Here is a 17,353-nt window from a genome sequence, read left to right as displayed (position 1 = left end):
TATCCGCATAAATTGTCGGACGGGTGGTGACCCGCTTGACGTTTGTTGTATAATAAGGCGGATAAAGGAGGAAAGATAGCTTGACTGCCTCGAATGATGATCTTTTTCAACAGAATCGGGACAGAAGAATGGAGGAAGCAAGCGTCGTGCGGAAAATAGTATTGATGATCATATCCGTAATAATCGTACTTCTATTAATTGGTGCACTCGGGACCTTTATCTACGTTAATGCCAGTATGAAAGCTGTCGATTCAGACAATGATACAACACAAGTTGTCGAAGTTCCCATGGGAGCTACGGCTTCTTCGATCGGTCAATCCTTGGAGGAGCAAGGTCTGATTAAGAATGCTTTCATTTTCAGGCTGTATGTGAAGTTTTCTGGTGAAGCCAACTTCCGCGCGGGGAATTACGAGCTCTCCCCATCCATGTCCATGCAGCAGGTCGTTGATGAATTGAACGATCCGGAGGCGGGGAATACCCCGTCTGCATCTGCTGCTATTCCGGAAGGATCTGATATCGAGGAAATCAGCGTGATCCTGTCTGAATCATTGGGTATGGACAAGCAGGCTTTCCTGGATAAGATGAAAGATGAAGCTTATATCAAACAATTAATCAGTGAATATCCTGATATCCTGACGGAGGATATCCTGAATAAAGATATACGATATCCGCTTGAAGGCTACTTATTTGCGGCTACTTATAACTTTACATCCAATGATGAAATTTCGGTCGATAAGGTTGTCCATCTGATGCTGGACAAGTCCCAGCAGATCATCACTCCTTATTTGGATGGATTCAAACAGAAAGATTTGACTGTACACGAGGCACTAACGTTTGCCTCACTTGTCGAAAATGAGGCAAGGAATGAGGATGAACGCAAGATGATAGCTGGCATTTTCTATAACCGTCTGTCGGATGATATGAGGCTGCAGACAGATCCCACTGTGCTGTATGCACTGGGAGAGCACAAGCCCCGGGTGTATTACAAGGACTTGGAAGTGGATTCCCCTTACAATACATACAGAATAAAAGGGCTTCCTGTCGGCCCGATCAGCAACTTCTCAGAAAATGCACTTGAAGCAGTCGTACATCCGGAAAATTCGGATTACTTGTATTTCCTTGCCGGGGATGATGGAGAAATCTATTATGCACGGACCTTTGACGAGCATGAAGAACTGATCGAAAAACATATGCACTTGGATGAGTAAGCAAGTAAAGTGAGGAAATGAAATGTTACAAGCAATAGTGGAATATTTAGAGGAGCATGTCGAGCCTTCTCCGGAATGGGCAAGGAAATTGGAAGAGCTGGCTGCAGAAGATCATGTGCCGATCATGGAGCCGCTCGGCATCCAATTTCTGATGCAGCTTATCCGACTCCAGCAGCCGGGCAAGATATTGGAAATCGGTACAGCAATCGGTTATTCCGCGCTCATGATGCGCCACGCGAAATCCGATGTCCGAATCGTGACCGTCGAGCGGGATGAAAACCGTTATGAACAAGCAGTCACGCATATCCGGGAACAAGGCGCCGAGGGAGATATCCTGATCTTAAAAGGCGATGCATTCGATTTGGAAGAGACAATCCTGTCGCATGCTCCGTATGACTTTGTTTTTATCGATGCAGCAAAAGGACAATATCAGCGTTTCTTTGAGGCATATAGCGAGATGCTGAGTGAGCGCGGGGTAATTGTCAGCGATAATGTTTTGTTTAAAGGCTATGTTGCGGATGACAGTGAGGCAACGCCGCGCAAAGCGAATATTGCGAAGAAGATTCGTAAGTATAACGAGTGGTTATTCGACCATGAAGCATTCCATACGACTATTTTGCCAGTGGGTGATGGAGTAGCCGTCAGTGTGAAGAAATGAATGAGCTAGTAGGAAGAGGAGCAGGAATAATGGCAAAGAAACCTATCATCATTGGTGTTGCAGGAGGATCGGGATCAGGGAAGACTTCTGTCACAAGATCGATCTACAAACGATTTACGGATAAGACGATTCTGGTGATCGAACAGGACTCGTATTACAAGGATCAATCCCATCTTCCGTTCGAGAAGCGTCTGAACACAAACTATGATCATCCTTTTGCTTTCGATAATGAGCTGCTAATGCAGCATTTGCAGGCACTTGGTGAACAAAAGCCTATCGAAAAACCGATCTATGATTATAAAATCCATACGCGTTCTGAGGAAACGATACCAGTAGAACCGAAAGACGTTATCATTCTGGAAGGCATCCTTATCCTTGAGGACGAACGGCTTCGCGATATGATGGATATCAAAGTATTCGTCGACACGGATGCCGATCTTCGTATCATCCGCCGGTTGCTGCGGGATATCAAGGAACGCGGCCGGACAATCGATTCCGTCATCGAGCAATATGTGAACGTCGTTCGTCCGATGCATCTGCAATTCATCGAACCAACAAAGCGATATGCGGATATCATCATACCGGAAGGCGGCGAAAACCATGTAGCCATCGATTTGATGGCTGCTAAAATCGAGACGATCCTTTCAGGCCGTACGACGTAACTTGTACAGTTAAGTATTGAATTTTCAGCGGGAATCTGCCATAGTATGGAATATGCATGAAAACGCTATAGAAGTAAGGCAAAGGGAAAGAATCTTTTAGAGCTCAAGGGGTGGTTGAATTGGCTACAGAAAAACAATATTACATGACTAAAGAAGGTTTGACGAAACTTGAGGAGGAGTTGGAGTATCTGAAGACGACTCGTCGTCAAGAAGTTGTTGAGCGCATCAAGATTGCTCGCGGCTTTGGTGACTTGTCGGAGAACTCCGAATATGATGCGGCGAAGGACGAGCAGGCATTCGTCGAATCCAAAATCGCTACCACAGAAAATATGATCCGTAATGCTGTAATCATTGAAAGTGATACAGATAATCCAGATATGGTAGGCATGGGTAAAACGGTAACCTTCATTGAACTGCCTGATGGGGAAGAGGAAAGCTATACCATCGTCGGAAGTGCGGAAGCAGACCCGTTTGAAGGCAAAATCTCAAACGATTCCCCGATCGCAAAAAGCTTGATCGGGAATGAAGTCGGTGAAGAAGTGACCGTCTCCACTCCAGGTGGCGATATTCAGGTCAAAATTACTAAAGTAGAATAGACATAAAACAAAAGCTGCTTCCGAATTATATGGAAGCAGCTTGTTTTATGGAACCTGACTGACTAACTGTCCGGAAGATTTCTCAAAAGGGAAAAAGGGTATGAGCTTTTGCAGGATAAAACTTTCTTTGTCGAGTGCAAGCAGAAATGAAAAGACGACTTGTTCTTTCACACTGGTAAAAGACAGACAGCATCCTTCCGGTAAGAAGATAGAGAAAATCTCGGCTTCCTTGTCGTAGCCGACATACTCGAACGATTCGTGTCCCCAAAGGTTCGTATCCATTCTTGTCACTTTCATCATGTTTATCTTCCTCTCCTTCCACAGGAACCATGATGACTGACCAACGCAGTTGCACCTGCTTTTATTGTTTATATAGTTAGATATATATGCACATAATCCTTCCGGTATGTCAAAATTAGATATGCTTCAACAAAATCATCAAGTGAAAACAGCCAAAGATATGACTTTGGCTTCAACCTGGTTCATAGTATAATAGAGACCAATGAGGAGGGATGAGCATGGCGAATGATAATCAGGATTATTCCAGATTGAATAATAGAAACAAACGCAGAAAACCTAGGAAGTGGCTTAGTGTCGTCCTGACAATCGCGGGTGTGGCCTTAGTCGTCGTGCTGCTCGTAGCAGTTTTAAACGATAAGCCAACAATGGATGATCAAGCCAACACAGATGATGGACAGAGCAAAAAAACCATAGCAGAACAAGTGCAAGGCAACAATGATTCCAGCAGTGACGCACAAGATACAGAAGAAAGTGACAAAGAAAAGCAAGATGATGAAAAAGAGAAGGAAGGAAAACAAGAAGCTGAACCTTCCGATGATAATGTGAAGGAAGCGTATACGAAGGATTGGGATCCGGTGGGTACCGAACAGTCTGGAACGCATACGACGACCTTCGAAAAAGGTACCCAGGACTGGAATGAGTTGATGCAGGCTGTCGGGGGAGCTGTAGGTTTGGATTCGACATCCATGACGGTTTGGTGGGTCGAGAATAACGGCAGCGGGGGCAATGATGTAATCGCAACAGTCTCCGCACCGGATTCAGAAGAGACATTCCGTGTATTCGCAAGCTGGCTTGATGGTGAAGGCTGGCAGGCAAGTAAAGTAGAAGTTCTAAAAGAAAACGACAAGAATTAAAGGAGCAGACAGAATGACAATCGGCATTATTGGAGCAATGGATGAAGAAGTAGCATTATTGAAGGAAACGATGGCAAACAAAAGGGAAATCACTGTAGCAGGATATGAAATCACGGAAGGAACATTATCCGATAAGCAGGTTGTCCTTTTAAAATCAGGAATCGGCAAGGTGAATGCGGCGCTCGCTACAGCCATGCTGATTGAACGTTACGCACCGAAGGCGATCATCAATACAGGTTCAGCTGGCGGTTTTGCAGCAAACCTTGAAGTCGGGGATGTCGTCATATCAGATTCTGTCGTACACCATGACGTTGATGTGACTGCATTTGATTATGCTTATGGCCAAGTACCGCAGATGCCGCCAGCTTTCCAAGCGGATGGCAAGCTGATTCAGCTTGCAAAGGATGTACTCGATCAATTCCCGGATACGCAAGCAGAAATCGGTCTTATCGCCACAGGCGATAGTTTCATGTCAGACCCAGCTCGCGTTGCTTTTGTCAGGGACAAGTTCCCTGCCATGCTTGCAGCAGAGATGGAGGCAGCGGCAGTGGCTCAAGTTGCCTATCATTATGGAACACCATTTGTCATCGTTCGGGCGTTATCTGACATAGCGGGTAAAGAGTCCTCTGTATCCTTCGATGCATTTCTTGATCAAGCTGCTCGCAATGCTGCGACGATGATCATGAAGATGGTCGAGCGCTACTGAATTTTCATGACAGCAATTACCAGGTAATTGCTGTCTTTTTTTATGTTACAATGTTGCTAGTTTGGAAGAGGAGGCGACAAGATGAATAAAAGACAACAACAGCTGCTGGATAAAATCACAGATTACCGTCGTTTCGCATTGGCGCTTCTGATTCTCGGCAGTTATTTATACCTTGGATCGGTGATCAATGTTTATTTGACACCTTCAGATAAAGCGGATATCCTGTTTGCTATGACCGGTGGATGTGTTGTAACTAGCATCGTGATCTGGTTTGCGATTGAACGATGGAAAAAACAATTGGAAAGCTAAAAACTCCGGCATATAACCGGAGTTTTTTTACTTCCATATATTCTCCCAAGCATAAGCACCACCTACAAAAAGCAAGACTAGGAAGGCAGCAATAAGCACGCCGGTACTGGTACGCTGCTGATGGTGTCTGAAAGAAGGGGGGATTGCATACATATTGATTACCTCCTTTCCTTATACTGACGGATTGCTTTTATGTCCGGTGCTGACGGTAGTATTCATGGAAGATCTTCATCAGGGCGCGCTTTTCGATACGGGATACATAACTACGGGAAATGTTTAATTTCTTGGCAATTTCACGCTGTGTCATATCTTCTTCGTTATTAAGTCCATAACGGCTGATGATCACCTCTTTTTCACGGCCATCCAGTATATCTATATATTCCTTGATCTTCTCTACTTCCATATTCAGCTGAATATATTCAATGATATCTTCATTATCTGCTTGAAGTATATCAATCAGACTGATTTCGTTACCTTCTTTATCCTGACCGATTGGATCATGAAGTGAAATATCTTTTTTGGTTTTCTTCAAGGCGCGCAGATGCATTAGGATTTCATTTTCGATACATCTAGCTGCATATGTAGCAAGTTTTGTCCCTTTATCGCTTGAATAACTTTCAATTCCTTTGATCAGTCCGATCGTCCCGATAGAAATAAGGTCCTCTGCGTCTTCGCCGGTATTTTCAAACTTCTTCACAATATGAGCGACCAGTCGCAGATTATGTTCAATCAACTTATTGCGGCTCACTTCATCCCCGTGCTGCATCCTTTCGATATGCAATGCTTCTTCGTCGGGCGGGAGCGGCTGAGGGAATGCATGGTTCTTTACGTAGGAAACGAAGAACATCGCTTCTTTCACTAGAAGTCCGATGGCACCAATAATACTCATTTCATTGCACCTCCTGTACACTCTCAAAGATTGCCTATACACTCACTTTATGTGAAGGAACCTTAGAACGTGTCTGTCCAGCGGAAAAAGAAAAAGTGAATGCCTGGAGGCATTCACTTTGATTTCTTTTGTTGTTTTTGTCTTCGTTTTTCTGCATCGATTGCTTCTTGGTACTGATCCTTTAAGGTTCCATATGGTTTTGCTCCGCGAAGATGAGCCGCTCTCGATATCAGATGACTGGCAACTGGGGCAGTCAGCATAATAAACAGGACGCCAAGGATAAGTTTTCCGCTAATGAGTCCATATTGAGTGTAATGGAAGATAAAAGCGCCGATGAGAATGCCGCTTACACCAAGTGTTGACCCCTTGCTAGCTGCGTGAAGCCTGGTGTAAATATCAGGGAAACGCAATACGCCTATAGAAGCAGTAAATATGGCGAATGTGCCTCCTGCAAGGAATATAATGATAAAAAGATCGAGGATGATGTCAATCGTCTTCTGTATCAATCAAATCACCCTTTTCCAAGTAGATTGCGATTGCCACTGTCCCGATGAATAAAAGGATACCTATCAATAATACGATATCGTTGAAGTTAGGTGTGACCAGGATGATGGCAAGCAAGGCAGCAAACGCCATGATATTGACACCAATGGCATCGAGTGCAACTGCACGGTCGGCATTCGTCGGTCCCTTCATCACCCGGATGATCAGCAAGAGGATGGAGACACTCAGTGCGATCAGGCAAATGATGGATAAATGTTGGATAATGGTAGAAAATCCACTTTCTGATAAGCTCATCGTGTCACCTCCTTAATATGTTTTTCAAAACTATCTTTGATGGAATGCACGGCTTCTTTCATGTCAACGATATCCATGGCGTGGATGTAGAGCTGCTTCTTATCCGGGGAAACTGCAACTGTGACTGTGCCAGGCGTCAATGTAATGAGAGTTGACAATAACGTAATCTCCCAATCCGATTCTAATTCCGTTTCCAGCGTAAAGATGCCGGGATTTATATCCAATCGTCTTGCGTAAACAAGTTTTGTGATCTCAAAATTGGAAAGAATGAGCTCTTTGATAAAAATCAGCAATAAAACAATGATTTTGTATAAACGTCTTAGATAGAACGGACCTTTCAGGAAGCGGCGCAGCAGGAATAACAGGGCAATCCCGACAATATAACCAGTTACGAACCCAGAGATGCTGTACGTTTCGCCGAGGAACATCCACATGAAAGCAACCAGCAGATTGATACATATTTGAAAAGCCATCTAACGCCCCTCCTTTAACACGAGCTCCATATACTCTTGTGGATCGAGAAGATAGTCTGCAATATGCTGTACTGTCGGCAGGATGGCTTCCGCGCCGATACCGAGAAAAACAGTGAACAGCATCAGGAATCCAGCAGGTACCAGATGACGAAGATGCTTTCGCTTTTGTTTTGACCCCGTTTCTCCTTCTCCCCAGAACACACGGATGAAAGCTCTCACGATGGAAAGTAAAATGAGCAAGCTCGTCAGCAGCATGATGATGACTGTTGCCGTTTCCCCTTTTTCAAACGCCCCCCGCACAAGGAGCAGTTTGCCGATGAAACCGCTGAAAGGAGGAACACCTGCCAGCACAAGACCAGCCAGGAAGAACATCCAGCCAAGAGCAGGATGTGATCGAATCATACCGCCCATTTTTGATATGTCCGAAGTACCCGCCAGAGCCGCGATGGTGCCTGCCAGCAGGAAGAGCGCCGCTTTTACAATCATGTCTTGCAGGAGATAATAAATGCTGCCGCTCAACCCGTCGTTGTTAAAGACACCGATTCCGACTAGCATGAAACCGATGGCAGGAATGATATTATAAGCAACAATCAATTTTATATTACGAGATGCCAAAGCTCCGATTACACCGAATAGCATCGTCAGGTTGCCGACCCAGATGAATAGTTGATCCATTATCTCAGGCTGCTGATGGAAAATGAGCGTGAAGGTACGAATCAAGGAATATACCCCCACCTTGGTCAAAAGAGCACCGAATAAAGCCGACACAACGGGATTCGGCACTATATATGAACGCGGCAGCCAATAATAGAGCGGGAATGCCGCCCCTTTCGTCGCAAAGACAAAGAATAGCAGGATGGCGACCGTCGTTATGATGCCAGGTTGATCAGCGGCAGCTGCTCGTTCTGCCAGCTGCGCCATATTAACAGTGCCTAGAACCGCATATATGTAAGAAACGGCAGTAACGAAGAGCATGGAAGAAAATAGATTGATCAAAACGTACTTGATTGATTCGCGGAGCTGTACTTTTTTTCCTCCATGCGTGATCAAGGCATAGGAAGCCATCAGCAGCACTTCGAAGAATACGAACAAGTTGAATAAGTCTCCGGTGACAAATGCACCAGATACACCTGTAACCAACAAGAAAATGAATGTGTAAAAATAGAAGCTTTCTTGTTCCTCCTCTACGGAAGAAGGAGCATACCAGACTACAGCCAGAAGGATGATGGATGTAGTCGAAACCAGTAATACACTCAAAGGGTCAAGCACCAGGATGATACCATACGGTGCCATCCAGTCACTTGTTTCCAAGACGACACTTCCTTCGGTAACGACGTGGATGAGCAAGAAGCACATTGCAGCCACGTGGATCAATGCAAATATAATTGCCAATCGTCTAGTAAGCAGGATTCGATTATGGGTAAACGCCAGCAGGATGCCGGCCAGGAATGGGATCAGTATCGGTAAAATAGCAAGATTAGTCATGGTTATTACCTCTTAATTCTTCCATATTATCTGTTCCATTCGTTTTGACAGTCCGGTAAGCAAGCACGAGAAGCAGACTGGTGACACCGAAGCTGATAACGATGGAAGTCAGGATCAATGCTTGTGGGAGCGGATCAGTATAATTTTCTGTTCCATCTGTCAAAACAGGGGATGCTCCACGTTTTAATTTACCCATCGTCAGGATGAACAAATGCGCTGCATGTGACAGCAGGGCTGTGCCGATGATGATACGCAGCAGCCGCTTTTGCAGAATGTTATAAACGGCGAACCCGAAGAGGATGCCGGCAAGCACAATCATGATGATTTCCATTAGCGATCCCCTCCTTTTTGGCGCAATTTGATAAGAGAATAGATTCCCAAAGCAGCAATCGCCAATACCGTGATTTCGAATAATGTATCCAGTCCCCGGAAATCGACAAGAATGACGTTGACGATATTATCACCGCCGCCTAGTTTATAGGAATTTTCGATAAAGTAATCGGAAATGGCAGGGAACAGGCGCTGACTGTAGGCGGCCAATCCGACAAACATCATCATCAAGCCGCAGAGTGAGGCAATGATGATATTGGTTATCTTCTTGGAAAGCTTTTCTTTTCTTTCCCTTTTGAATTCCGGCAGATGTCGGAAGCACAACAGGAACAAAACAACTGTAATCGTTTCAATACTCAATTGGGTCAAGGCAAGGTCAGGAGCCCGGAACAGAACAAACAGGATGGACAGCCCGTATCCTACTACCCCCAAGATGATGACAGCTGTCAACTTCCTTTGGGATACAGTGCTTCCAAAAGCAGCAGCGATCATGATGATTGCCACCGCCAGTTCCGGCAGGCTCTGCGGCAGTGAAACTGGTGAAGTATCAATATTCGAAAGATCGAACGAGTTCGTCCCAAATAGAATCAGCAGTGTCAAAATCGAGATGAAACTTATAATGATCGCATTGTACTGGCGCAGTGATCCGCTCATGATATGGTCATTGAGTTTCTTGGTCTGTTTTTCACTTGCATGAAGGAGGACCGAATAGACCTTATTTCCAGAAGTCCTGCCAGGCAGCACTTTATAAATCCCCGTCCAATATCTTCTCGTGATATAAAATAGGATTCCTAATACGACAACGATAAGGGACATGATCAAAGCAGGAACGATGCCATGCCAGAAATGGATGCTATGCTCTTTCATTGTCTCACCATAAACTGCATTCGCTGCTGGCTGCAGTAAATGACGGCTGAACCAGTTTGGAAAAATACTGATGAGTATCACACCTGAAACTAGCAAAACAGGCGATAATAGCATGCCAACTTTCGGATCATGAGCTTTTTCAGCAACAGTTGTCTCTGATTTCCCCGTAAATGTACGGAAATAGAAATACATGCTGTATACAAATGTAAAGATACTGCCTGCCACAGCTGCATATGGAACGATATCGGCCAGTACGGAAGCGAAGCCAGAACCGAATGCACGGTCGGCTGACAAATCCCAAGAGCTGGAGAAAAATTCTTCTTTACTGTAAAAGCCATTTAAGATGGGCAGTGGAACACCAGCCATCGAGAACGCGGCAAGTATACTGATGATTCCGGTTATCGGCATGAGTTTCCAAAGACCACCGAGTCTGCGGATATCCCGAGTGCCTGTTTCATGGTCGATGATGCCGACAGCCATAAATAAGCTGCCCTTGAATGTCGCATGATTGAGTATATGGAACATAGCAGCAAAGATGGCTGCTTCGGTTCCGTAACCGATCATCGCCATGATCATTCCAAGCTGACTGATTGTGGAAAAGGCGAGTATTCCCTTGAGATCTGTCTGCCTGACCGCCATATAAGACCCCCAGAATAAAGTCAGGAGACCGATGATAGAGACAGCGATGAAAAATGCTTCACTTTCCCGGAATACAGGGGTGAAACGGAGCAGCAGAAAGAGTCCGGCTTTGACCATCGTCGCCGAATGCAAGTATGCACTGACTGGTGTCGGAGCTTCCATCGCATCCGGAAGCCAGATATGGAAAGGAAACTGTGCCGATTTCGTACAGGCAGCAAGAAGCAGCAGCACGACAATCAGCGGGAACCAATCATTGTCAAGGATCAAGTCACCCTTCGTCAATATCTCACGGATGCTTGCTGACCCTGTAACCAAGTGAAGAAGCACCAATCCCCCGAGTAAAGCAAATCCGCCAAGGAACGTTATCAGCATGGATTTGAGGGCACCGTCCGTGGAGGCTTTCCGGGTGAACCAGAAACTGATCAGTAAGAAAGAAGATACGGAGGTGAGTTCCCAGAAAGTATAAAGTGCATAGATATTATCCGACGTTACAATGCCGAGCATAGCTCCCATGAATAACAGCAGATAGACATAAAAAGAACCCAGCCTTTCTTCCCGATCCAGATAATGAATGGAATAGAATGCTACGAGGGCACCTATCCCGCTGATCAGCAAAGCAAAGAACAAGGCAAGACCATCTGTATAAAACGTCAAGTCCAGCCCGATTGACGGTATCCAGCTGTAATGGTATAGTATGTCGGTTTTACCGCTGATGAGCAGCGTGAGAAAATAAAGGAAGATCGATAGCGATGCGGCAAATGCCACATAGCCGGTATGTATACGGTGTTTGAATTTGGCGATGAATGGGATGCACAAAGCGATAATAAATGGCATCAGTATGGCTGCAATCATGTTATGGCAGTCCTCCTCTTTCAGCTAGATAATTACTTCATTTATAATTGATAACCTAAAAAGACCTATACCCAATTCTATAGGACTTCAAGCCTGCACTGCAACTGACATAGCTATGTTTAAGAAAAAAAACCTCACCAAGTCGGCAAGGTTTAAGGGAGACGATATTTTAGCTTGTGTAACGGATCTTATGTGATAAGCCCCTTGATTGGATTTCTTTCTCGATTAGATGAATAAACTCTTGGCTCAAGTGGAGTTCGTTCGCCTTGTGGTAAGATTCGATCAGCAATTCATCAGACAGATGTTCCATCTTGCATTCCTCCTGATTGGAGATAACTTACTATCTTGCAGATCTTCTGTACGTGGGTAGGGGAGTTGATAAGTTATTAATAATGTATCATGAAAGAAATAGAGGGACAAGACGATAGTTATCTACAGAAAACTGTTCATAACCTGTAGATAAAGTGTTTATAAATGTGCAAAATTGTTTTCTGAAGCTGTTGATGATGTGGACATAGTTATCCACAATAAGAAGCATGTAGAGATTTGTCGAAAGGTTTTACTTCTAATTTCATGCCTCTTACATAGAGAATAGTCGAAAAAAAGCAGAACGTTGAAAGATTTTTTTGAAACCGTCGTAAAAATGCCTTATGATGGGTAAGTAACTGTTGAAGTGCATGAGATCGGAGGAAATCCATAATGCTAAAGAAGTTTTTGCCCAATGAGCATGTAAAGAGCATTTTTGATATAAAGCCAGAGAAATTGAAAGCACAGGGAATCAAAGGTATCATTACCGATCTGGATAACACATTGGTCGCGTGGGATGTTGCCGATGCTACACCGGAAGTGACGGATTGGTTCAAGGAAATGCGTGCACATGATATTAAAATTACGATTATATCCAATAATAATGAGCAGCGAGTGAAAGTATTTTCCGAACCTTTGGAGATACCTTTTGTCTATAGTGCAAGAAAGCCGCTTGGACGAGCCTTCAAGCAAGCTGTGAAGCAAATGAATCTGGAAAAAGATGAAATTGTCATGATTGGCGATCAGCTCCTGACGGATGTATTGGGGGGGAATTTGGCTGGCTTCTATACGATCGTCGTCGTACCGATCGTGAAAACAGATGGGAAGATTACCAGAATCAACCGGATGATCGAACGACGGATACTGAACTACTTCAGAAGAAAAGGAAAGATCACATGGGAGGAATGAATGTGGAAGAATTGATTTGCCAAGGATGCGGAGCACCGATTCAAACAGAAGACGCATCTTTGCCAGGTTATATCCCAGCATCGGCATTAGGGAAAAGTGATGAGGTCATCTGTAAGCGCTGCTTCCGGCTCAAGCATTACAATGAGGTCCAGGATGTCGCAGTGACGGACGATGACTTCTTTACATTGATAAGTGAAATCAGTAACAAAGAAGGCATTGTCATCAAGCTGGTGGATATATTCGATTTCAACGGCAGTTTCATCGGCAGCATCAAACGGCTTGTCGGGGACAAACCGATCATTTTAGTTGGTAACAAAGTGGACTTGCTTCCAAAATCAACAAATCATGATCGCCTCAAACAGTGGCTGCGTGGGGCAGCTAAAGAATATGGCATCAAAGTGGCTGATGTACACTTGATTTCAGCAAAACGGGGAATCGGAATGCCTGAGCTTGAGGAAAGTATCCAGGAATTGCGCGACGGAAAAGATGTATACGTGGTCGGCAGTACAAATGTAGGTAAATCCACTTTCATCAACGCCTTGATCAAACATTCCACAGGAATAAACGATGCAATCACGACTTCTTATTATCCTGGTACGACACTTGGATTCATCGACATTCCACTCGATGATAGAAGTTCTTTATATGACACACCTGGTATCGTGAATCGTCAGCAAATCGCTCATTACGTTACCGACAAAGACTTGAAAACCATCACCCCGAATAAAGAAATCAAAGCTCGAATTTACCAATTGAATGACAAGCAGACATTGTTCATCGGCGGTTTGGCTCGCATCGATTTCGAAAAGGGAACAAGGCAGCCATTCGTATGCTATTTCTCCAACGCACTCGATATCCATCGTACCAAGCTTGAGAATGCGGATGCGCTTTATGAACGCCAGAAGGGGGAATTGCTCACACCGCCACACAGCGAGCAGCTCGAGCATTTTCCGCCTTTCCAAAAGACAACATTCAAGATAAAAGAACAGAAAACGGATATTGTCATCCCTGGATTGGGATGGGTTACACTGTCGGGTGAACCTGCATCGGTTACTGTCCATACACCAGAGGGCGTTCCGGCAACTATCCGCAGGTCATTAATCTAAAGGGGAGCGAGAAAATGAAAATATTGAAGTTAGGCCTGATCGGCCATCCAGTGGAGCATTCTTTATCACCATGGATCCATACACAATTCATGGAACAGGCCGGTATCGATGGAGAATATAAACTATACCCAATCGAACCAGATGTTTTTGATAAAAAAATCACAGCTTTAATGCAAAGCGGGATAGATGGCTTCAATATTACGGTTCCTTATAAGCAGCGTATCATCCCATTCCTGGATGAGCTTGATCCCGATGCCGCCAAAATCGGGGCTGTGAATACAGCTGTGCGAAAGAACGGCAAGTGGATCGGGTATAATACGGATGGGTCAGGCTATGTACGGGCATTGGAACAAATCATGCCCTCGAAAGAAAGTTTGCATGTACTTATGCTTGGTGCCGGAGGAGCAGCCCGAGGAATTTATCGGGCGCTGGTTACGCATGGATTACGATATGTTGATATCGCCAATCGTACTGCCTCCAAAGCGGAGGAGCTGCTGGAATTGCAGGAGCCTGAAACAATTTCCAAAACCATGACACTCCAGGAGGCACAGCAGCAGTTGGCGGACTATGATGTCATCATTCACACAACAAGTGTCGGGATGAGTCCGAATGCAGAGGAACAAATCATTCCGTTAACCAATTTGAAACCGAAGGCAGTGGTCAGTGATATCGTCTACAAACCGATCGAAACACAGCTGCTTCATACGGCCAAGCAGCAGGAAGCACTGATTCATCATGGCCATAGCATGCTTTTATATCAAGCACAATACGCATTTGAAATTTGGTCGGGCCGGCAGGTCGTAGTCGGGGACCTATTGAATCAACTGGAACAAAGATTAACGGAGGCATAATATGTTAACAGGTAAACAAAAAAGATATCTTCGCGCTCAAGCGCATCATTTGAAACCAATTTTCCAGGTAGGGAAAATCGGTGTGAACGATAATATGCTTGTCCAAATCGGCGAAGCCTTGGAAAAACGGGAATTGATCAAAGTGAGTCTTCTGCAAAACTGTTTGGACGAGAAAGAGGATGTAGCCGCAGCCATTGCAGAGGGTACTGGAGCTTCTGTCGTCCAAATCATCGGAAGCACAATCATCCTCTATAGAGAATCAGAAGAACATAAACTGATCAAGCTGCCATGAAGGAGTAAGTCATGAAAAAAGTCGGAATATTGGGGGGGACATTCGATCCTCCCCACTTGGGACATTTATTCATTGCGCAGGAAGTCCAGTACAAACTGGGCTTGGATGAAGTTTGGTTCATTCCTGCATACGAAGCGCCGCATAAAAGAAAGTCCCGAACCGATGCGGCTTTACGTCTCGAGATGGTGGAGGCGGCAATAGCGGATAATCCATATTTCCGCATGGAATCGATTGAGGTGGATCGTTTAGGCAAATCCTACACATTTGATACAATGGAACTGTTACAGGACTTGCATCCGGATACTGCATTCCATTTCATCATCGGTGCCGATTTGGTGGAGAGTCTGCACACATGGCGTCGTATCGATGACTTGGTTGACAAGCTGACATTTGTAGGCGTCGGCCGGCCGGGCTATGAACTGATGACTACCTATCCGGTCACTTACGTCGATATCCCGGAGCTTGAGATTTCCTCGAGCATGATCCGTGAACGTGTTGAACAGGGTGCACCTGTACATTATCTTGTTTCGGGTGCAGTGTTCGATATCATAAAGGAGCAAAAGCTGTATGCAAAGAGATAAAGCATTGGCGATCGTTGAGAAACAATTAAAGAAACCGCGGTATGAACATACTATCCGTGTAATGGATACAAGTATCAAACTGGCAAAACAATATGGTGCGGATGAGAAGAAGGCGGAGCTTGCCGCCATTTTCCATGATTATGCAAAGTATCGGCCGCTTGAGGAAATGAAACGATGGATAATAGCGGAACAGCTGCCAAAGGACTTGTTGGATTACCATCATGAACTATGGCATGGACCGGTTGGAGCACTGATGGTTAAACGTGAAGTGGGCATCAGCGATCCGGAAGTACTGCATAGCATCTCTGTGCATACAACTGGATGTGTTGGTATGTCGGTACTTGATAAAGTCGTATTTCTTGCGGATTATATTGAACCTGGGCGTGCATTCCCAGGTGTGGATGAAGTGCGTAAAGTTAGTGAGAAAGATTTGGATAAGGCTTGCTGGATGGCTTCGCGCAATACCATCAACATGCTTGTCTCGCTGGAACGGAAAGTCTATCCGGACACGTTCCATGCTTATAATGATTTATTAAACTCTACTGGAGGTAACGCTTAATGGAAAGTATTGAATTAGCACAATTAGCTGCAAATGCCGCGGATGCGGTAAGAGGGGAAGATGTCGTCCTTTTGGACATGAAGGAGGTCTCCTTGATTGCTGATTACTTCATGATTTGTCATGGAACGAGCGAACGGCAAGTGCAGGCCATCGCCAGACGAATCAAAGAAAAAGCAGAGGAAAATGGCGGACAAGTGAAACGGCTGGAAGGATTGGAGCAGTCCAGATGGGTGCTGGTCGATCTTGGGGATGTCGTATGCCATGTCTTCCACATCGACGAACGCAGATATTATAACTTGGAACGTCTATGGGGAGATGCACCGCAAGTCGAACCGGTATTCTCCCAGGAAAGCTGATGGCAGCTTATGAACGGCTTGCTGCCGTATATGAGCGTCTGATGCAGGATGCGCCTTATGCTCCTTGGCAGCAGTTCATGCAGCAAATATTCCAGGAACATGCCCATATCGATATCAAAGAAATAGCGGATTTGGGCTGTGGAACTGGATTTGTCACCAGGCAGCTCGCAAAGGCAGGTTATGATATGACGGGTATCGATCAATCCGAGAATATGCTCGCCTATGCAGCATCCAGGGATACGGAGCAGCAGGTTCGCTGGATCCAGCAGGATTTGAGGGAATTGGAGACAATTCAAGCGGATGCTGCTATCAGCATGTTTGATGTCATCAACTATATCACGTCGTCAGCAGATGTGAAGCAAGCATTTTCAAACATCTGGGATATGCTTGCTCCTGGTGGTGTCTTTCTGTTCGATGTTCATAGTATGAGGCATATCGAAGAAGATTTGGCTGGTCAGGTTTTCGCGGAAATCCATGAAGATCTCTCGTATACTTGGTTCTGTGAAGCAGGAGAAGAACAAGGAGAGGTATTTCATGACCTTACCTTTTTCACAAAAGAAATGGACTCGGATAAATATGATCGATTTGACGAATATCATCATCAGCGTACATATCCCATTGATTCATATATATCCTGGCTTGAAGAAGCTGGCTTCCAAGTTTCCGGTGTATATGGCGATTTCGATATAACACGAACGGAGAATTTAGAAGAAGCGGATCGACTATTTTTTGCATGTTTGAAAAACCAGGGGGCATGATGCTGCCTG

General features: G+C 44.9%; 25 protein-coding genes. 15 read left to right on the top strand and 10 right to left on the bottom strand.

All coding sequences use genetic code 11. From position 1 onward, the window contains the following. The first annotated feature begins 80 nt into the window (after window positions 1-80). From mltG to greA, 4 genes are all read left to right on the top strand, one after another. Window positions 81-1,208: an endolytic transglycosylase MltG gene (gene mltG, locus AB1K91_RS13760; protein WP_413090555.1), complete on the top strand. Its 1,128-nt coding sequence runs from the start codon at window positions 81-83 to the stop codon at window positions 1,206-1,208. Between the two features lie 22 nt (window positions 1,209-1,230). Then, a complete protein-coding gene (locus AB1K91_RS13755) occupies window positions 1,231-1,866 on the top strand; it encodes an O-methyltransferase (RefSeq protein WP_413090554.1) in 636 nt (211 codons plus the stop codon). Window positions 1,867-1,895: 29 nt separating this feature from the next. After that, window positions 1,896-2,528: a uridine kinase gene (gene udk / locus AB1K91_RS13750; protein WP_413090552.1), complete on the top strand. Its 633-nt coding sequence runs from the start codon at window positions 1,896-1,898 to the stop codon at window positions 2,526-2,528. Window positions 2,529-2,647: 119 nt separating this feature from the next. Beyond that, complete coding sequence (greA, locus tag AB1K91_RS13745) at window positions 2,648-3,124, top strand: transcription elongation factor GreA (protein WP_413090550.1); 477 nt, start codon at window positions 2,648-2,650, stop codon at window positions 3,122-3,124. A 45-nt stretch (window positions 3,125-3,169) separates the two neighbouring features. On the opposite strand, the gene AB1K91_RS13740 is transcribed toward greA, so the two are convergent. After that, the gene (locus AB1K91_RS13740) at window positions 3,170-3,424 is read right to left on the bottom strand and encodes a hypothetical protein (RefSeq protein ID WP_413090548.1); all 255 of its coding nucleotides are present in this window, start codon (window positions 3,422-3,424) and stop codon (window positions 3,170-3,172) included. A 218-nt stretch (window positions 3,425-3,642) separates the two neighbouring features. On the opposite strand from AB1K91_RS13740, the gene AB1K91_RS13735 reads away from it, so the two are divergent. From AB1K91_RS13735 to AB1K91_RS13725, 3 genes are all read left to right on the top strand, one after another. After that, entirely contained in the window at window positions 3,643-4,278 is a 636-nt protein-coding gene (locus tag AB1K91_RS13735; RefSeq protein WP_413090546.1) for a YrrS family protein, read from the top strand. A 13-nt stretch (window positions 4,279-4,291) separates the two neighbouring features. After that, complete coding sequence (mtnN, locus tag AB1K91_RS13730) at window positions 4,292-4,984, top strand: 5'-methylthioadenosine/S-adenosylhomocysteine nucleosidase (RefSeq protein WP_413090544.1); 693 nt, start codon at window positions 4,292-4,294, stop codon at window positions 4,982-4,984. 81 nt (window positions 4,985-5,065) lie between these two features. Further along, on the top strand, window positions 5,066-5,293 hold the full coding sequence (locus AB1K91_RS13725) for a YrhC family protein (RefSeq protein WP_413090542.1): 228 nt from the start codon (window positions 5,066-5,068) through the stop codon (window positions 5,291-5,293). 27 nt (window positions 5,294-5,320) lie between these two features. Here the strand turns inward: AB1K91_RS13725 and AB1K91_RS13720 are convergent, their stop codons facing one another. The 9 genes from AB1K91_RS13720 to AB1K91_RS13680 all read right to left on the bottom strand — a co-directional run bounded on the left by AB1K91_RS13720 (window position 5,321) and on the right by AB1K91_RS13680 (window position 11,936). Continuing rightward, the gene (locus tag AB1K91_RS13720) at window positions 5,321-5,446 is read right to left on the bottom strand and encodes a hypothetical protein (RefSeq protein ID WP_413090541.1); all 126 of its coding nucleotides are present in this window, start codon (window positions 5,444-5,446) and stop codon (window positions 5,321-5,323) included. A gap of 37 nt (window positions 5,447-5,483) precedes the next feature. After that, entirely contained in the window at window positions 5,484-6,182 is a 699-nt protein-coding gene (gene sigK / locus AB1K91_RS13715; RefSeq protein ID WP_413090539.1) for an RNA polymerase sporulation sigma factor SigK, read from the bottom strand. A gap of 113 nt (window positions 6,183-6,295) precedes the next feature. After that, a complete protein-coding gene (gene mnhG, locus AB1K91_RS13710) occupies window positions 6,296-6,688 on the bottom strand; it encodes a monovalent cation/H(+) antiporter subunit G (RefSeq protein ID WP_413090538.1) in 393 nt (130 codons plus the stop codon). Further along, window positions 6,669-6,980, bottom strand: coding sequence for a monovalent cation/H+ antiporter complex subunit F (locus tag AB1K91_RS13705; RefSeq protein ID WP_413090536.1), 312 nt, complete (start codon window positions 6,978-6,980; stop codon window positions 6,669-6,671). Before AB1K91_RS13705 ends, mnhG begins: the two co-directional genes overlap by 20 nt. Then, window positions 6,977-7,453 (bottom strand): Na+/H+ antiporter subunit E, encoded by a 477-nt coding sequence (locus AB1K91_RS13700; protein WP_413090535.1) that lies wholly within the window; start codon window positions 7,451-7,453, stop codon window positions 6,977-6,979. The genes AB1K91_RS13705 and AB1K91_RS13700 overlap by 4 nt, the downstream gene beginning before the upstream one ends. Further along, the gene (locus AB1K91_RS13695; RefSeq protein WP_413090533.1) at window positions 7,454-8,938 is read right to left on the bottom strand and encodes a Na+/H+ antiporter subunit D; all 1,485 of its coding nucleotides are present in this window, start codon (window positions 8,936-8,938) and stop codon (window positions 7,454-7,456) included. Next, window positions 8,931-9,269 (bottom strand): Na(+)/H(+) antiporter subunit C, encoded by a 339-nt coding sequence (locus AB1K91_RS13690; protein WP_413090532.1) that lies wholly within the window; start codon window positions 9,267-9,269, stop codon window positions 8,931-8,933. The genes AB1K91_RS13695 and AB1K91_RS13690 overlap by 8 nt, the downstream gene beginning before the upstream one ends. Further along, entirely contained in the window at window positions 9,269-11,626 is a 2,358-nt protein-coding gene (mbhE, locus tag AB1K91_RS13685; protein ID WP_413090531.1) for a hydrogen gas-evolving membrane-bound hydrogenase subunit E, read from the bottom strand. The genes AB1K91_RS13690 and mbhE overlap by 1 nt, the downstream gene beginning before the upstream one ends. A gap of 169 nt (window positions 11,627-11,795) precedes the next feature. Then, a complete protein-coding gene (locus AB1K91_RS13680; protein ID WP_038561505.1) occupies window positions 11,796-11,936 on the bottom strand; it encodes a sporulation histidine kinase inhibitor Sda in 141 nt (46 codons plus the stop codon). A gap of 389 nt (window positions 11,937-12,325) precedes the next feature. Here AB1K91_RS13680 and AB1K91_RS13675 point away from each other — a divergent pair, with 389 nt between their 5' ends. From AB1K91_RS13675 to AB1K91_RS13640, 8 genes are read left to right on the top strand one after another with little or no spacing between them, the layout of a single operon-like run. After that, the gene (locus AB1K91_RS13675; RefSeq protein ID WP_093727782.1) at window positions 12,326-12,841 is read left to right on the top strand and encodes a YqeG family HAD IIIA-type phosphatase; all 516 of its coding nucleotides are present in this window, start codon (window positions 12,326-12,328) and stop codon (window positions 12,839-12,841) included. 2 nt (window positions 12,842-12,843) lie between these two features. Next, entirely contained in the window at window positions 12,844-13,947 is a 1,104-nt protein-coding gene (yqeH, locus tag AB1K91_RS13670; protein ID WP_413090528.1) for a ribosome biogenesis GTPase YqeH, read from the top strand. A 14-nt stretch (window positions 13,948-13,961) separates the two neighbouring features. Next, entirely contained in the window at window positions 13,962-14,798 is an 837-nt protein-coding gene (aroE, locus tag AB1K91_RS13665) for a shikimate dehydrogenase (RefSeq protein WP_413090527.1), read from the top strand. Window position 14,799: 1 nt separating this feature from the next. Beyond that, window positions 14,800-15,090 (top strand): ribosome assembly RNA-binding protein YhbY, encoded by a 291-nt coding sequence (yhbY, locus tag AB1K91_RS13660; protein ID WP_413090526.1) that lies wholly within the window; start codon window positions 14,800-14,802, stop codon window positions 15,088-15,090. An 11-nt stretch (window positions 15,091-15,101) separates the two neighbouring features. Further along, window positions 15,102-15,671 carry a nicotinate-nucleotide adenylyltransferase gene (locus AB1K91_RS13655; protein WP_413090524.1) on the top strand — a complete coding sequence of 190 codons (570 nt, stop codon included), beginning with the start codon at window positions 15,102-15,104 and terminating at the stop codon, window positions 15,669-15,671. Then, complete coding sequence (gene yqeK / locus AB1K91_RS13650; protein ID WP_413090523.1) at window positions 15,658-16,230, top strand: bis(5'-nucleosyl)-tetraphosphatase (symmetrical) YqeK; 573 nt, start codon at window positions 15,658-15,660, stop codon at window positions 16,228-16,230. The genes AB1K91_RS13655 and yqeK overlap by 14 nt, the downstream gene beginning before the upstream one ends. Continuing rightward, window positions 16,230-16,586, top strand: a complete 357-nt coding sequence (gene rsfS / locus AB1K91_RS13645) for a ribosome silencing factor (RefSeq protein ID WP_413090522.1) — start codon at window positions 16,230-16,232, stop codon at window positions 16,584-16,586. Before yqeK ends, rsfS begins: the two co-directional genes overlap by 1 nt. Next, window positions 16,586-17,344 carry a class I SAM-dependent DNA methyltransferase gene (locus tag AB1K91_RS13640; RefSeq protein WP_413090520.1) on the top strand — a complete coding sequence of 253 codons (759 nt, stop codon included), beginning with the start codon at window positions 16,586-16,588 and terminating at the stop codon, window positions 17,342-17,344. Before rsfS ends, AB1K91_RS13640 begins: the two co-directional genes overlap by 1 nt. Window positions 17,345-17,353: the final 9 nt, after the last annotated feature.

The sequence above is a fragment of the Terribacillus jepli genome (genome assembly GCF_047228925.1).
Classification (GTDB): domain Bacteria; phylum Bacillota; class Bacilli; order Bacillales; family Amphibacillaceae; genus Terribacillus.
This window is presented reverse-complemented; position numbering and strand designations above follow the sequence as displayed.